This is a genomic window from Candidatus Izemoplasma sp. (assembly GCA_036172455.1).
In the GTDB taxonomy this organism is placed as follows: Bacteria; Bacillota_I; Bacilli_A; order Izemoplasmatales; family Izemoplasmataceae; genus JAIPGF01.
This window is the reverse complement of record JAXKVY010000002.1, coordinates 251002-266059: the sequence shown is the minus strand read 5'-3', so window position 1 is coordinate 266059 and position 15058 is coordinate 251002. Positions and strand designations below refer to the sequence as shown.

Sequence of the window (15058 nt, the reverse complement as noted above, 5' to 3'; positions counted from 1 at the left end):
AAATGCTATAATAATGCTATTGAGAATTAAGTTAAATTTAAGAGTGATAATATGAGATTACGACATGTAAAAGGTGCCAAAGAAAAAATCAAAAATCATCCGAAATTTATTATTGACCACACGAAGGGTGAAACGTTATTATTAGATCAAAAATTTACTAAAAAAAAGATCCATGTAGAAATTGGCATGGGTAAAGGTCAGTTTATTTATACGTTGGCTAAGAACCATCCTGATATTCAATTTGTGGGTATTGAAAAATATGACAGTGTCATCGTTAGAGCGTTAGAAAAATTAATTGAAGAACCATTAGATAATTTGTTATTATTACGTGCTGATGCGAACTTCTTACTCAATTTTTTCAATCCCAGCAGCATTGAACGAATCTATTTAACATTTAGTGATCCATGGCCGAAAAATCGCCATGAGAAAAGACGCTTAACACATCATCGTTTTCTGAAGATGTATGAGACATTATTGATAGATGATGGGGATTTACATTTTAAGACGGATAATGATCCATTTTTTACGTATTCATTGGAATCAGTTACATCATATCCAATGACAATCACCTATCAAACACGTGACTTACATAACGATGCTTCTCATCCGAATGTAATGACAGAGTTTGAAGAAAAATTTAAGAAATTACATCAACATATTAATAAATTAATTGCTAAATTTTAGGAGGATATGAATGGAAAAATTTTACAAAGAGTTAGTTGATTTACCTGGTGCTCCAAGTTTTGAAAAATCCGTTAAAGATTATATGAAAAAGCACTTAGAAGAATTTACCGAAGACGTCATTGAAGACCGTTTAGGGAGTGTTTTTGGCATCATAAACAAAGGGTCTGATGGACCAAAAGTTATGATTGCTGGACACATGGATGAAGTTGGTGCCGTTGTTACTGGAATCAAAGATAATGGATTAGTGAAAATGACAAACTTAGGTGGTGTTCATGGGAACGTCTTTTTAAGTCAACATATGGACATCATTACAGATGATTTAGAAAAAATTCCCGGTGTTACAGCTTCTAAACCACCGCATTTAACACGCGGTAGTAGCGAGAAACCTAAACCTTTGAAATTTAATGATTTATTATTAGATATTGGTGCTGATTCAAAAGACCATGCCAAAGAGTTAGGTGTTAAAATAGGTCAACAAGTTGTCCCACATAACAATTACACAGTATCAAAAGATGGAAAGAAGTATTTTTCTAAAGCATGGGATGATCGATTCGGTTGCGGTATGAGTTTAGAAGTAGCTAAAAATCTATCAAAAGAGGATTTGAAATGCGAGTTATATACTGGCGCAACTGTGCAAGAAGAAGTCGGGTTACGCGGAGCTCAAACAGCCGCAGGACTTGTCAAACCTGATGTCTTTATTGCCGTTGATTGTAGTCCTTGTGCAGATGTTTTTGATGGCGATGATGTGAGTGGAACAATTGGTGATGGATTCTTACTAAGATTCTATGACCCAAGTGCTATTATGCATCAAGGAATGAAAGACTTTATTACAAAAGTCGCAGATGAAAATAACATCAAATACCAATATTACAAATCAATGGGTGGTACTGATGCAGCACGTGTACAATTAGAAAATGGTGGAACACTTGTCGCAACAATCGGTATGCCAGCACGATATATTCATTCAACGACATCAATGATTTCAGAAGACGATTATCAAGAAGTGAGAAAGATTATTTTTACCATTTTGAAAATGTTTGATCAAGACACAGTAAAACAAATCAAAGAAAACGTATAAATAGAGAAAGTTGGGATTGACATGGTTATATTAATAGATATTGGAAACTCAAATATTGTACTGAGTCAATATGATAATAATACATTATCTGAGACATATCGTTATACAACTGACAAATCTAAAACAACAGATGAATACTATGTCATTTTAAAACCAGTCATTGAACAGGCAACATATGCTGTTATATCAAGCGTTGTACCCGAATTGAATGAAATCTTTAAGAGTCTGTTTGAAAAATATTATGACTTTACGCCGATGTTTATATCACCAGGAATTAAAACAGGGGTAAAGATTAAAGTAGATAATCCTAAAGAAGTAGGCGCAGATTTAGTCAGTGCAGCCGCAGGCGCACTAGACACATTTGGCGACAATGTTATTGTCGTGGATATGGGCACAGCGACAACACTAACACTGATTAAAAATAGAGTGATTACCGGTGTTGCTATTATGTCTGGTCTTGTTAGTCAAAGAGATTGTTTAGTTGGTGGTGCCTCTCAATTAAGCCAATTTGAGTTCAAAACACCACGCTCAGTCCTAGCAACTAATACAATTGATTGTTTAAACGCAGGTATTTTATTTGGACATATAACGATGTTAGAAGGCATGATTAAGCGTGTTAAAGAAGAATACAAGATAGATGCTCCCGTCGTTATTACTGGTGGGGCAAGTCGTTTTATCGAGAGTATTTTACCATCTGATTTTCATCTAGAGCCAGAATTAATTTTACATGGACTTATTAAGATTTATCAAAAAAACAAGGCTTAATCAGGACACTTATTGACAAAAACTTTATAATTCACTATAATTAGAGTAAATTCACTGAAAGGATGACACAATGATTTTTGATAAAGTTAAAGATATCATCGCAGAAGAATTAGGTATAGAGGCAGACGATATTAAATTAGACTCTGATTTATCAGAGGACCTGGGCGCAGACTCATTGGATGCAATTGAATTAATTATGGAGATTGAATCACAATTTGATATCGAAATCGCAGATAGTGAAGCTACAAAAATTAAGACTGTCCATGACATTGTTGATTACCTAGAAAAATTAGAAAAATAATACTCAGCTTGCCTGAGTATTTTTTTTCTTTAAAGCGTGAATTGTGTTACAATAGATATAACGAATGAGGTGGAATATTAATGAAAAAACTATTACTAGTCGATGGATCGAATATAATGTTTAGAGCGTATTATGCAACCGCATATTCAGGACAATTAATGAAAAACTCAAAAGGGCAATATACCAACGCTGTTTTTGGGTTTGTGAATATGATGAACTCTTTAATTTCAGAGCCATTTACGCATATTCTAGTGGCTTTTGATAAGAGCGGTAAAACTTTCCGACATGATACTTATGAAGAATATAAAGGTGGTCGGAAGCCTATGCCAGAAGAATTCAAGTCGCAAGTGGATTTGATTAAATCATCCTGTGATGTTTTAGGGATTACCAAACATGAAATGGAATTAATTGAGGCTGATGATATTATCGGTACATTGGCAAAAACCTATGAGGATGACTTTGATGAGATTGAAATTATTAGTAATGACAAAGATCTCTTGCAACTTGTTAACAATAAAGTTACCATGCGTGCCTCAAAACGTGGCATGCAAAATTATATTTCATACACACCAGAGCTTGTTAAAGAGAGTTTAGGTGTTTCACCAAATCAAGTGACGGATATGAAAGGACTCATGGGAGATTCAAGTGATAACTTACCAGGTATCCCAGGTGTTGGTGAAAAAACAGCCGCAAAACTCTTGAAAAAATATGACACCTTAGAAGGTGTCTTCGAACATAAAGATGACATCAAAGGAAAACTTGGTGAGAAAGTGCGGGCTCATGAAGACATGGCGCGTACATGTAAAAAAATAGCGACCATTAAAACAGATGTAGAGTTATCCTTTACGCTTGATGATTTAGCGTTCAATGGAGAGGATGAAGAAGCGCTAATGACGTTTTATCAAGAACTTGAGTTACACTCACTCATTAAACGGTATAAAAAGAAACATGATATACCAAAAAAACAAGAAATATCATATAAAGTCATAAAGGATGTCTATGAGTTAGATGAACTATTAATAGATCGAACCTTTTTAACATTAGAAACCTTTAATAGTTATTATCATGAGGCAGACAAACTTGGGTTTGGCCTTGTCAATGATAAAGGGCAGTTCTTTATCCCGTATGATGTGGTATTACAATCACTTCAGTTCCAACTATTTTTAAAAGATGATCAGCTGGATAAATATGTTTATGATTTAAAAACAATGCGTGTGTGTTTATTACAAGATGGACTTGACATTGATGGTGTCCGCTTTGATCTATTACTTGCCGCTTATGTCTTGAATCCAAATAATACCAAGGAAGACTTTAAAGTGATTGTATCACATTTTGATTATGAAGATATTGCTTACCATGAAGAAGTCTATGGCAAAGGGGCTAAATACCATATCCCTGAAGAAAAAATCTATGCACAGTATGCCGTGAAAAAAGCGGTCGCAATGCAGACACTTATGCCAAAACTGAATAAAACATTACGAGAGAACAAGCAATATGAATTATTCTCAGATATTGAGTTGCCACTAGCAAGTGTCCTCGCGAAAATGGAACATACAGGCATATTGATTGATCAAGATAAACTCCAAGAATTAAATGAAAATCTACAAGAACGGATTGATCATATTACCCAAGAGATTCATGAATTAGCGGGTGAAACATTTAATGTAAACTCACCGCAACAACTTGGTGAAATTCTATTTGAAAAATTTGATTTGCCGTTTAAAAAGAAAACAAAAACAGGGTATTCAACCAGCGTTAGTATTCTTGAAAAGTTGGTTGACCATCATGAGATTATACCCAAAATTATGACTTATAGAACCTTATCAAAATTACATTCAACCTATATTGTAGGATTACAAAATGCTGTGTTAGATGATGGGCGTATTCACACAATCTATAAACAAGCTTTTACCTCGACAGGAAGACTCAGCTCAGTAGAACCTAATTTACAAAATATTCCTATTCGATATGAAGAAGGTCGTGAAATCAGAAAGATTTTCGTTCCAAAAGAAGGGCATCAATTACTTGCCGCAGATTATTCGCAGGTTGAATTACGTGTCTTAGCACATATGGCAGATGAACCGACAATGATTGAAGCCTTCCAAAATGATGAAGATATCCATTTAGCAACAGCTAAGTTGCTTTTTGACAAGGACGATATTAGTTCGTTAGAACGCCGTCAAGCTAAGGCAGTGAATTTTGGTATTATTTATGGACAAAGTGCATGGGGTTTAAGCGACTCAACTGAGCTGAATCAAAAAGATGCGAAAACATTTATTGAACGCTATTATAAACGTTTTCCAAGTATCAAAACATTTATGGATTCAGTCATCAAGCATGCCAAAGAAGAAGGCTACGTTGAAACGATGTATGGCCGTCGTAGATATATTCCAGAACTCCAATCAAGCGTTTATATGCAAAAAGAAGCTGGTAAACGTAATGCGATGAATGCACCAATTCAAGGCAGTGCCGCTGACATTATCAAAATAGCAATGAATAGACTAAATGAGAAAATGCAAGCAAAAGGGTTGAAATCAACCATGTTATTACAAATTCATGATGAACTTGTATTTGATATACACCCAGACGAAATAGATAGTATGAAACAGTTAGTAAAAGAAACAATGGAAACCTGTGTATCCTTAAATGTTCCCTTAAAAGTTGATCAAAACACAGGTCTAAATTATTTCGAAACAAAGTAGGTGACCTATGCGTTTAAGACGAATTATGTATCGCAGTTTTGCAGTGAATGCATTACTGATTGTTGTTAAGATTATATCAGGGTTTTTATTTAACAGTATTGCCCTTGTTGCCGATGGGGTGCATTCGATTAGTGATTTATTAAGTGATGTTTTTGTCATTCTTGGAATAAGTCATTCCTTTAAACCAGCAGATGATGATCATCCCTTTGGCCATGGTAAATTTGAATATGTCTTAAGTTTAATCTTAGGGATATCAGTTATCACCATTGCGTATAACCTTGGAAAACGAGTGATCATGACTTTTAACGACCCGATTCAGATTCCAGGACAAATCACCTTGTTAGTTGTGGCGTTTGTAATTGTCGTTAAGTTATTAATTGCACGTTATTTAATCCGCAAAGGAAAAGAAGAGAACAGTGAAATTATTCGCGCATCAGGGATGGAATCATTTAGTGATATGATTAGTAGTGGTGTTGTATTCCTTGGGATAATCTTTGTATATATTGGTCAATACTTTGATATCATTTGGCTTCAAAAAGGAGATCGCGTTGCATCATTACTCATCGCATTATTCATTGTTCGTATTGGATTGATGATTATCCTTGAAGCAATTCATTCACTACAAGGTAAGAGTGTATCTAAAAAGATCTGTGAAAAATATCAGGTATTGATTGAAGATGTGCCTGGTGTGAGAAATGTTGATCACCTTGATATGATTGCCTATGGACCATACTTTCAAGCAATTGTCGATATTCGTGTTGATGGCACTTTAAGTGTGAAAGAAGGTCACGATATTGCGCATAATGTTCATGAATTATTACAAAATCAAGAGAAAATATGTCACGTAAGTGTCCATGTTAACCCAGGAGGAGAAGAATGAGTTTATTATTACAGCGAAAAAGTATTAGACAGTATACTGACCAACCAATTCCAAACGATATCATAGATGAATTATTAAAGGCAGCTATGCAAGCACCAAGCGCTGTCAATCAACAACCTTGGGAATTTATTGTTGTTGATAATGCCTCTTTATTAGAACAACTGTCGCAGACATCTCGTGGCGCATGGATGTTGAAAGACGTTAGTAAAGCGATTGTTGTTGTGATGAAAGAAACGGATAAATCACCAGTAATGGCGCCACAAGATTGTGCAGCCGCTACCCAAAATATCTTATTACGTGCCACAGAACTTAGCTTAGGGGCCGTATGGATTGGTGTATTTCCAAAAGAAGAGCGTTTCACACATGTTGATGAGGTCTTACATATCAAAAAAGGCCATGCATTTTCAATGATTGCCTTAGGGTATCCTGAAAAAGAAGCATCTGTGACATTACGTTATGACCCTAAACGGGTTCACTATAATACCTATGGAGAAGAGTAGTGCCTGAGTTACCTGAAGTAGAAACGGTTAAACGCTCTTTAAAACATCTTGTTGCGGGTAAAACAATTCGTGATGTGGATGTTTTTATTCCAAAAATGGTTAGAAATACATCAATTGAACAATTTAAAAGCATTTTAGAGAATACAACGATCGCAGATATTAGTCGGATTGGTAAATATCTCTTGTTTCATCTTGGTGACTGGTTTTTAATTAGTCATTTGCGCATGGAAGGTCGATATTTTATTAAACCCTTAGACCAAGGTAAAGATAAACATGAACATGTCATATTTTATTTTCAAGATGGACTAACTATGCGCTATCATGATACACGTAAATTTGGTACATTTGATTTAATTAAACAATCTGATTTACCTGATTTTGAACCAATTCAAAAGATGGGTCCAGAACCCTTTGATGACAGGATGACTGTCGATTATTTATATCCTATATTGAAACGGAAAACAATCGCAATTAAATCAGCGTTATTAGATCAAAACATTATCGCTGGATTAGGAAATATATACGTGAATGAAGTGTTATTTTTATGTGGACTTCACCCTGAAACACCGAGTCATAATATACGCAAAAAAGATGTAAAAAATATTATAAAATACAGTCGAAATGTTTTAACTGAAGCGATTAAACAAGGTGGTACAACAATTAGAAGTTATACCTCAAGTTTAGGAGTTACTGGTCGTTTCCAACAACAACTTAATGTCCATGGCCAAGACATATGTAAACAATGTGGGCAAGAGATACTCAAGATTAAAGTTGGTGGCAGAGGGACCTACTATTGTAAAAAATGTCAAAAGAAACGATACTAATCTATAATTTAGTACGGTTTTATGATATAATGCTACTGAGGAAAAGTGGGTGATTATATGACAAAGATTATTGGATTAACAGGCGGGATAGCCTCTGGAAAATCAACGGTATCTTCAATGTTCAAAGAAGCTGATATTCCTGTTATTGATACGGATCAAATTGCACATGATTTATATCACAAGCACTCTGTTGTATATCATGAATTAGTCAATGCATTTGGTGATAAAATATTAGGCGTTGATCAATCGATTAACAGAAAACGGCTTGGGGCATTAATCTATAATGATAAACAACTTAGACAAGAATTAAATGATATTGTTCATCCGCATGTTAAGCGGGTTGTATTATCGGAAATTGAGAAGCTAAAAGTACTTGATGTACCGGTGATTGTTATAGATGTACCGTTATTGTTTGAAACAGATTTTATCACATTAGTTGATATGAGTGTATTAGTATATGTTAATCAAGCAAAACAAATTGAGCGGTTGGTTGATCGTGATGAAATTAGTGATACCTTTGCAAAACAAAAAATCAATGCACAAATGTTTTTAGAAGAGAAACGTAAAAAAGCAGATTATGTAATTGATAACTCGACATCAATTATTGAAACCAAAAAGCAATTTAATAACTTAATTGAAACACTAGGAGTGTGACATATGGGTGCCTTAGACTTTTTAAAAACGATACTTGAAACCCGCGAAATGCATAGTATTGAAGGATTACGAACACATTATTACAAGACGAATTACACGAAAGTAAAAGAATGGGTTTTGAATTATGTCAAAAGCGTTGACTATACAACAAAAACAATCGATGATACACATGGCGAAATATATTTACAAGGTAAAAAGTCACATATTATTGTATCGATTGTACAAGTCACTCCCGTCGAAACGGCAGTTGATTTGAAAGTGCAATACTATGGCTTAATTGGTTGGAACAAACCGAAAAAAACAATTCAAGAAGTATACGATTATTTAGATCAAAAATTACCGTTTAAAGGAATCAGTCTACATCCATAATAGGAGGGCCGCATGGAAGTCCATTCACTTGATAAATTTAAATTAATTACCTATCAAAATTTGGACGCTGATGAACGTAATGTACTTACATTACTCTATCAGCCTCTTTTAGGATGCGAAGCAACCACACTGTATTTTACTCTTTGGTCTTTAATCGATCGCGCACGTTTAAAAAGTCCAGAATACTTTCATTCGAAAATATATGATATTATGCAGTGTAATCCGAATAGTTTTATCAAAGCACGTAAGAAATTAGAAGCGGTTGGGTTATTAGTGGCGTATCATAATGACGAAACATATCTCTATGAATTAATCTGTCCATTACAAGCTGAAGAGTTTATTAAAGACGGCTCATTAGGGGCATACCTATATAATAAAATTGGGAAATCACACTTTGACGATTTGGTATCTTTATTCCGAATCTCAACCAAAGAAAAAGATGGGTACAGAAATATCTCGACCCATTTCGATGAGATCTTTGAATCACTTGATCAAGAAGTTGAAACCAAGGGTGATTATGTAAAACGCAATAAGCCGAAAATTCAAGTGAATCATGCGTTTGATTTTGATGTCTTTTTAGAAGGGTTATCAAAAAACTATGTTGATCGACGTAAAATTACAAAAGCGATTAAAGAAAAAATTATCGGACTCTCGTATGTGTATGACCTTGATGAAATCACGATGCAAAAGGTCTTTATGGATAGCGTTGACAAAGATCGTAATATTGATGTGAATAAACTAAGTAAAAACGCACGTGTCTGGTTTGAATTCGAAAAAGAAGAACCAGAAGACAATAAAGAAAAGCTCAAGAAAATCTCTAATGAAGAACTCTTGCAAAAATGTAAAACATCGACACCGACAGAGATCCTTTCTATTCTATCGAGTGGTAAACCAGCCATTAGTGAGTTGAAAATTATTGAAAAAATCATGGATAATTTCGAACTGAATGAAGAAGTCATTAACTTTTTACTGGTTTATGTTATTGGGAATTTAGGAGAATTTCCATCCTATAATTACTTTGATAAGATAGCGAGTGAATGGCGACGCAAACGGGTTAAAAGTGTTGATGAAGCAATAACTGTCATTAAAAGTCGTGATCAACGATTGAAAACCAAGGGCAGTCGTAACGAAAAAAACCGTATACCAGATGATATTGAAGCTGATTGGCTCGATGATTATCTAGATAATATTTAGGTGATAACATGAAGAAATTATTTAATCAAAACACAGACATTGATAAAGAAGCGATTATAGAAGAGTTAATGGAAGATGATGCCATTAATGCCTTTTTCATCGAACAAGATTTATCGAGTGATGATATTGAACCTGCACTTAATCGGTTGCTTAGTTTTAGAACTGAGAATACCTATTGTAAGGATTGTAAAGGTCTCTTTGAGTGCAAACAAGATATTACTGGGTACCGTCCAAAATTAGTCTATAAAGATGGTAAAATCAATTTGGTATATCATGGGTGTCAATACCATGTTGCTCAAGCATCAAAACATAATAAAGAAGCGAATATTGATAGTTTATATATGCCAAAAATGATTTTTGAGGCGGATTTAAGTGACTATGATTTTAAACGTGGGAATAATCGTATGGAAATCCATAATCGTATCACTAAATTCTTACGAGATTATCGTCATAACGATCAACCAAAAGGCATGTATTTACATGGTGAATACCAAAAAGGTAAAACGTTTATACTCGCGGCGATAGCGAATGAGTTGAGTAAACTTGGTGCTCATGTCATTATTGCCTATTATCCTGATTTAGTAAGAGAAATGAAATCACGGATTTCAGATAACTCACTTGAATTCATGATTCGTAAGTTAAAACAAGCCGATGTTTTAATGTTAGATGATATTGGTGGAGAAGCACAATCAGCATGGATTCGAGATGAAGTACTCGGTCCTATCTTACAACATCGTTTACTTGATGAATTACCAACCTTTTTCTCATCAAATGTGAGTCAAAAAGAATTGGTGAACTATATGAAAGTCAATTCCCAACAAGCTGAAAAAATGAAGGCAGCGCGCATATTTGCACGGATTCATTCATTAAGTGACGAATATAATATGTAAATTGATTTGACAAATAAACAGACTGTATTATAATAAGAATGACATATGATGATAAGGCTATGATGTTTGAAGCTCTATGGCACAGCGAGGTAGAACGGTGAAAGCTACCCCATATATTCAACCATTACTCCCTTTGAGTAGAACTTGAAAAAGACTTCCGTGTGCTCGCGTTAAGAGCTTAAGTGCTAAGTTCTAGAACTAAGGTGGTACCGCGGAAATTATTTCGTCCTTTATATTTAAGGACGATTTTTTTATTTATTGGAGGTGAGTGTGGTGTTAGAACCACGTTTAACAATTAAAGCATTACAGAAACATATCAAGATGGTTGACCATCATCCTGAAAAGAAATTACAAGTGGTTTTAAAATTGTTCGAAGAGATTGGTGAGTTAAGTGAAGAAATTAACAATGAAATTACCCATGGCTTAACAAATACTATTAAAACCAATCTCAAACATGAACTGTATGATGTGCTTCATTTCATCAATCATATTGCGAATATTTATGACATCGATTTAGAAGAAGCAATTTTAGAAAAAGATGCCATTAACGATCAAAGATTTAAACGAAATAGGAGTGAGAATAATGATTAATATTACGTTTCCAGATGGAAGTCAAAAAGCGTATGACAAAGGTATTACAGTAGAAGAGATAGCTGGCGATATTTCAAGCAGTTTAAAAAAAGCCAGCGTGGCTGGATTTGTCAATGACGATCTATATGATTTAAACCGTCCAATTGAAGAAGATGCAGATGTTAGAATTGTGACTAAAAAAGACGATAAAGCATTTGAAGTATTGAACCATAGTGCGGCCCACTTATTGGCGCAAGCAATCAAACGTCTATATCCAGAAGCTAAATTTGGTGTCGGACCAGCTATTCGTGAAGGGTTCTATTACGACATTGATATAGATACCCAATTAAGTGAAGATGATTTACCTAAAATTGAAAAAGTCATGCATCGTATTAGTGAAGAACAAACCGCAATTGAGCGTCATGAATGTACTAAGGAAGAAGCACTTGAGCTATTCAAAGATGATGAATACAAACAAGAGTTGATAACCGATTTAAACCCAAGTGAAACAATTAGTTATTATACACAAGGTGAATTTAAAGATTTGTGCCGAGGGGGACATATTGGTTCAACAAAAAATATTCGTCATTTCAAACTGTTGAGCATTGCAGGTGCTTACTGGCGCGGTGACTCAGATCGTAATCAACTACAACGTATATACGGAACCGCTTGGTTTACAAAAAAAGATTTAGAACATCATCTAGAAGTCCTTGAAGAACGCAAAGAACGCGATCACCGTAAACTCGGAAAAGAACTTCGTATCTTTGATCTTAATAATGATGCGGGTCAAGGCCTTGCTTTATGGTTACCAAATGGGTACACCATCCGTAAAGCGCTAGAAGATTATGTCTATAAACTAGAGCGTAAAGCAGGGTATAAACATGTAAGCACCCCTGTTTTAGGGACAAAGAAACTCTATGAAATAAGTGGACACTGGTCTCATTATAGAGACAACATGTTCCCTGTGATGGAACGCAATGACGAGACATTTGTTTTACGTCCAATGAGTTGTCCACACCATATGTTAATCTATAAATCTGATTTAAGAAGTTACCGTGATTTACCAATTCGTTACGCAGAAATTGTAACCCAACATCGTTATGAAGCAAGCGGGGCATTAAGTGGACTAGAACGTGTCCGTGCAATGACATTGACCGATGCACATTTATTTGTCCGTCGTGATCAGATAAAAGAAGAAGTATTAGCTGCGTATCATTTAATCCAGCAAGCCATCTCCGACTTAAAACTTGAAATTGATTATGTAGAACTAGCTTTACGTGATAAAAACAAAGGTAAGTTTCATGATGATGATAAATTATGGGATTTAGCAGAAGCAACCCTAAAAGAATTACTCGATGAAAACGATATTGAATATACCGAAATGACTGGAGAAGCTGCTTTTTATGGACCTAAAATTGATATCCAAGTCCGTACCGCAATGGGACATGTCATTACGATGTCTACTGTTCAGCTAGATTTCTTATTACCAGAACGATTCGATTTAACCTATATAGGTAGTGATGGCGATAAACATCGTCCAGTAGTTATTCACCGAGGACTCATCTCAACGTGGGAACGCTTAATGAGTATTCTATTAGAACAATATAAAGGTGCATTCCCGACATGGTTAGCGCCAGTTCAAATTAAGCTTATCCCTGTTAATAATGAATATCACGCAGAGTATGCGAAAGCTTTAAACGATCGTTTTATTGATGAAGACTTACGGAGTGAACTCGATTTACGTGAAGAAAAACTAGGGTATAAGATCAGAGAAGCACAAACATTAAAAATTCCATATCAGTTAGTTGTTGGGGACAATGAAGTAAATGATAACCAAGTAACTTACCGCAAATATGGTGAGAAAAAACAAACTACCGTTACGGTTGATGAATTTATTGCGCTTGTTAAAAAAGAAATTAAGGATAAAGCATAAGAAAAGTAGGTCTCTGACCTACTTTTTTTCTAATTGTCTTATCAATGCTTCATCAGGATCTATATAGATTGTTTTTTGATTGGTATAGGTCACAAAACTATTGAGTTGACCAGGCACCTTTTTAATATGTCTTACCAAGGTATAATCTACAGGGACACTTGAGGAGTGTTTCATTTTTGAAAAGTAACTTGCGAGTTGTGCGGCAGTTCTAATTGTTGTTTCTGAAAGAGGGAATGTTTCTCTAACTACAACATGACTACCGGGCGCATTTTGCACATGAAACCACACATCGGTATAATGCGCAACTTTATGGGTTATATAGGCGTTTTGTTTATTATTCTTACCGACTAAAATCTGGATGCCATCATCATCAATATAGGTATCATATTGAGGGCGTTTTGATCTTTTACCGTTGTGGTGTCGTCGTTTCATATATTTTTGTTCAATCAATTCTTCCTTAATCTCTTCAATATCCTTTATCGAGGCATTATCTAATTGATAATCCAATTCATTGAAATAGATTAATTCATTTTGGGCTTCAGTGATTTGGTTTTTGATATAAGGAATACTTTTTTTCATCTTTTTATAGCGTTTAAAGTATTTTTTACTGTTCTCAATAGGTGAGAGGCGACTATCAAGTTCGATTGTTAAGGGCTCGTTTGTGTAGTAATTATCAACTGTAACGTGATGATCCCCTTTGGCAATCATATGACTAAATGCTTGTATCAATTCACCCTTTATGCGATACTCGTCGCGCGTTTTTGTTTGTTCAAGCTGTAAGTTAAGTTTTTCAATTTTGTGTTTCAACTGCTTTTGTTTACGTTGTATTAAATTGATGATGTGTTTTGCCTGTTGGCGAATTTTATCATGGTGATCTCGATTGTGATAAAAGTCATCAACACATTGATTCATTGTCTCTTTTGGGATATGGTTTCCTTCTTTATGAGATAACTTAGTAAAATAAAAGAAATCTTTATTCTCAGTTTTAACCATTTCAGGTTGCCCTGGGGACATAAAATCTTTAAAAATATCATCCATGGATTGATCGCTATGTTCATAGCGGTGTAAAACTTCTCTAGCACCTAACGGTGAAAATCCCATAAAATGTTGGCGAATTTTCTTATGATTAAAATGGTCAGGATTGTTGAAAAAATCGCCTGGACCTTTTTGAGGATTCACTTGGTTGGTTTTTGGCGTTTCATAAGTCGCGCCACTAAAGATTGTACGATCATTACCATCAAATGGCATCGCATGTTTTATCGCATCTAAAATCGTGTTATCCTTTGTTGTAACTATGATATTGCTGTGTCTTCCCATTGCCTCGACAATTAGTTTTTTGGCTTCAAAATCCCCTAATTCATTACGCTTTGAAATGTCAAAGATAATCACACGATCATTATCTACCTGCGTAATATTTGTTAATACGCCACCATCAAAATGTTTTCTTAAAAACATCCCAAATGTACCAGGGTGGGACGGTTTATCATAACTATAGTCTGTTAAATGTATGCGTGCATAGTTTGGAGATGCACTAATATATAATTTTTGTTTTCCTTGTTTGGTATGGATAAAAAACAACAAATCGGTATCTGTAATCTGATATATTTTATTAACTCGACCATTTTCTATCGTTTCTTTAAACTCCGTTACTAAGGAATGAACAACATTTCCATCAAAACTCATATAAATCACCATAGGTATTATAACACACGAT

At 34.8% G+C, this 15058-nt stretch carries 15 protein-coding genes; 14 read left to right on the top strand and 1 reads right to left on the bottom strand.

Annotated elements, in window-relative coordinates; translation table 11 throughout:
* Positions 1-51 precede the first annotated feature (51 nt).
* The 14 genes from trmB (at position 52) to thrS (ending at position 13344) form a co-directional block, all read left to right on the top strand.
* A complete protein-coding gene (trmB, locus tag UMR38_03875; GenBank protein MEC9484998.1) occupies positions 52-684 on the top strand; it encodes a tRNA (guanosine(46)-N7)-methyltransferase TrmB in 633 nt (210 codons plus the stop codon).
* Positions 685-694: 10 nt separating this feature from the next.
* Positions 695-1762: a M42 family metallopeptidase gene (locus UMR38_03870; protein ID MEC9484997.1), complete on the top strand. Its 1068-nt coding sequence runs from the start codon at positions 695-697 to the stop codon at positions 1760-1762.
* Positions 1763-1783: 21 nt separating this feature from the next.
* Positions 1784-2527, top strand: a complete 744-nt coding sequence (locus UMR38_03865) for a type III pantothenate kinase (GenBank protein ID MEC9484996.1) — start codon at positions 1784-1786, stop codon at positions 2525-2527.
* A gap of 70 nt (positions 2528-2597) precedes the next feature.
* On the top strand, positions 2598-2828 hold the full coding sequence (acpP, locus tag UMR38_03860) for an acyl carrier protein (protein ID MEC9484995.1): 231 nt from the start codon (positions 2598-2600) through the stop codon (positions 2826-2828).
* 80 nt (positions 2829-2908) lie between these two features.
* Positions 2909-5530: a DNA polymerase I gene (gene polA / locus UMR38_03855; protein ID MEC9484994.1), complete on the top strand. Its 2622-nt coding sequence runs from the start codon at positions 2909-2911 to the stop codon at positions 5528-5530.
* Positions 5531-5537: 7 nt separating this feature from the next.
* Positions 5538-6410: a cation diffusion facilitator family transporter gene (locus UMR38_03850; protein MEC9484993.1), complete on the top strand. Its 873-nt coding sequence runs from the start codon at positions 5538-5540 to the stop codon at positions 6408-6410.
* Complete coding sequence (locus UMR38_03845; GenBank protein MEC9484992.1) at positions 6407-6910, top strand: nitroreductase family protein; 504 nt, start codon at positions 6407-6409, stop codon at positions 6908-6910. The genes UMR38_03850 and UMR38_03845 overlap by 4 nt, the downstream gene beginning before the upstream one ends.
* Positions 6910-7734, top strand: coding sequence for a DNA-formamidopyrimidine glycosylase (gene mutM / locus UMR38_03840; protein MEC9484991.1), 825 nt, complete (start codon positions 6910-6912; stop codon positions 7732-7734). The genes UMR38_03845 and mutM overlap by 1 nt, the downstream gene beginning before the upstream one ends.
* A gap of 57 nt (positions 7735-7791) precedes the next feature.
* The gene (gene coaE / locus UMR38_03835; GenBank protein ID MEC9484990.1) at positions 7792-8388 is read left to right on the top strand and encodes a dephospho-CoA kinase; all 597 of its coding nucleotides are present in this window, start codon (positions 7792-7794) and stop codon (positions 8386-8388) included.
* Between the two features lie 3 nt (positions 8389-8391).
* On the top strand, positions 8392-8757 hold the full coding sequence (locus tag UMR38_03830) for a hypothetical protein (protein MEC9484989.1): 366 nt from the start codon (positions 8392-8394) through the stop codon (positions 8755-8757).
* Between the two features lie 12 nt (positions 8758-8769).
* Positions 8770-9951 carry a DnaD domain protein gene (locus tag UMR38_03825; GenBank protein MEC9484988.1) on the top strand — a complete coding sequence of 394 codons (1182 nt, stop codon included), beginning with the start codon at positions 8770-8772 and terminating at the stop codon, positions 9949-9951.
* A gap of 8 nt (positions 9952-9959) precedes the next feature.
* Positions 9960-10841 carry a primosomal protein DnaI gene (gene dnaI, locus UMR38_03820; protein ID MEC9484987.1) on the top strand — a complete coding sequence of 294 codons (882 nt, stop codon included), beginning with the start codon at positions 9960-9962 and terminating at the stop codon, positions 10839-10841.
* A gap of 273 nt (positions 10842-11114) precedes the next feature.
* Positions 11115-11432 carry a MazG nucleotide pyrophosphohydrolase domain-containing protein gene (locus UMR38_03815; protein MEC9484986.1) on the top strand — a complete coding sequence of 106 codons (318 nt, stop codon included), beginning with the start codon at positions 11115-11117 and terminating at the stop codon, positions 11430-11432.
* On the top strand, positions 11425-13344 hold the full coding sequence (gene thrS, locus UMR38_03810) for a threonine--tRNA ligase (GenBank protein MEC9484985.1): 1920 nt from the start codon (positions 11425-11427) through the stop codon (positions 13342-13344). Before UMR38_03815 ends, thrS begins: the two co-directional genes overlap by 8 nt.
* Before the next feature lie 18 nt (positions 13345-13362).
* Here the strand turns inward: thrS and UMR38_03805 are convergent, their stop codons facing one another.
* A complete protein-coding gene (locus tag UMR38_03805; GenBank protein MEC9484984.1) occupies positions 13363-15027 on the bottom strand; it encodes an NFACT RNA binding domain-containing protein in 1665 nt (554 codons plus the stop codon).
* Positions 15028-15058 lie beyond the last annotated feature (31 nt).

Bases quoted from the DNA above. Each gene is read 5' to 3' on its own strand.
- trmB (MEC9484998.1), top strand. From the start codon at position 52: ATGAGATTACGACATGTAAAAGGTGCCAAAGAAAAAATCAAAAATCAT.
- UMR38_03870 (MEC9484997.1), top strand. From the start codon at position 695: ATGGAAAAATTTTACAAAGAGTTAGTTGATTTACCTGGTGCTCCAAGT.
- UMR38_03865 (MEC9484996.1), top strand. From the start codon at position 1,784: ATGGTTATATTAATAGATATTGGAAACTCAAATATTGTACTGAGTCAA.
- acpP (MEC9484995.1), top strand. From the start codon at position 2,598: ATGATTTTTGATAAAGTTAAAGATATCATCGCAGAAGAATTAGGTATA.
- polA (MEC9484994.1), top strand. From the start codon at position 2,909: ATGAAAAAACTATTACTAGTCGATGGATCGAATATAATGTTTAGAGCG.
- UMR38_03850 (MEC9484993.1), top strand. From the start codon at position 5,538: ATGCGTTTAAGACGAATTATGTATCGCAGTTTTGCAGTGAATGCATTA.
- UMR38_03845 (MEC9484992.1), top strand. From the start codon at position 6,407: ATGAGTTTATTATTACAGCGAAAAAGTATTAGACAGTATACTGACCAA.
- coaE (MEC9484990.1), top strand. From the start codon at position 7,792: ATGACAAAGATTATTGGATTAACAGGCGGGATAGCCTCTGGAAAATCA.
- UMR38_03830 (MEC9484989.1), top strand. From the start codon at position 8,392: ATGGGTGCCTTAGACTTTTTAAAAACGATACTTGAAACCCGCGAAATG.
- UMR38_03825 (MEC9484988.1), top strand. From the start codon at position 8,770: ATGGAAGTCCATTCACTTGATAAATTTAAATTAATTACCTATCAAAAT.
- dnaI (MEC9484987.1), top strand. From the start codon at position 9,960: ATGAAGAAATTATTTAATCAAAACACAGACATTGATAAAGAAGCGATT.
- thrS (MEC9484985.1), top strand. From the start codon at position 11,425: ATGATTAATATTACGTTTCCAGATGGAAGTCAAAAAGCGTATGACAAA.
- UMR38_03805 (MEC9484984.1), bottom strand. From the start codon at position 15,027: ATGAGTTTTGATGGAAATGTTGTTCATTCCTTAGTAACGGAGTTTAAA.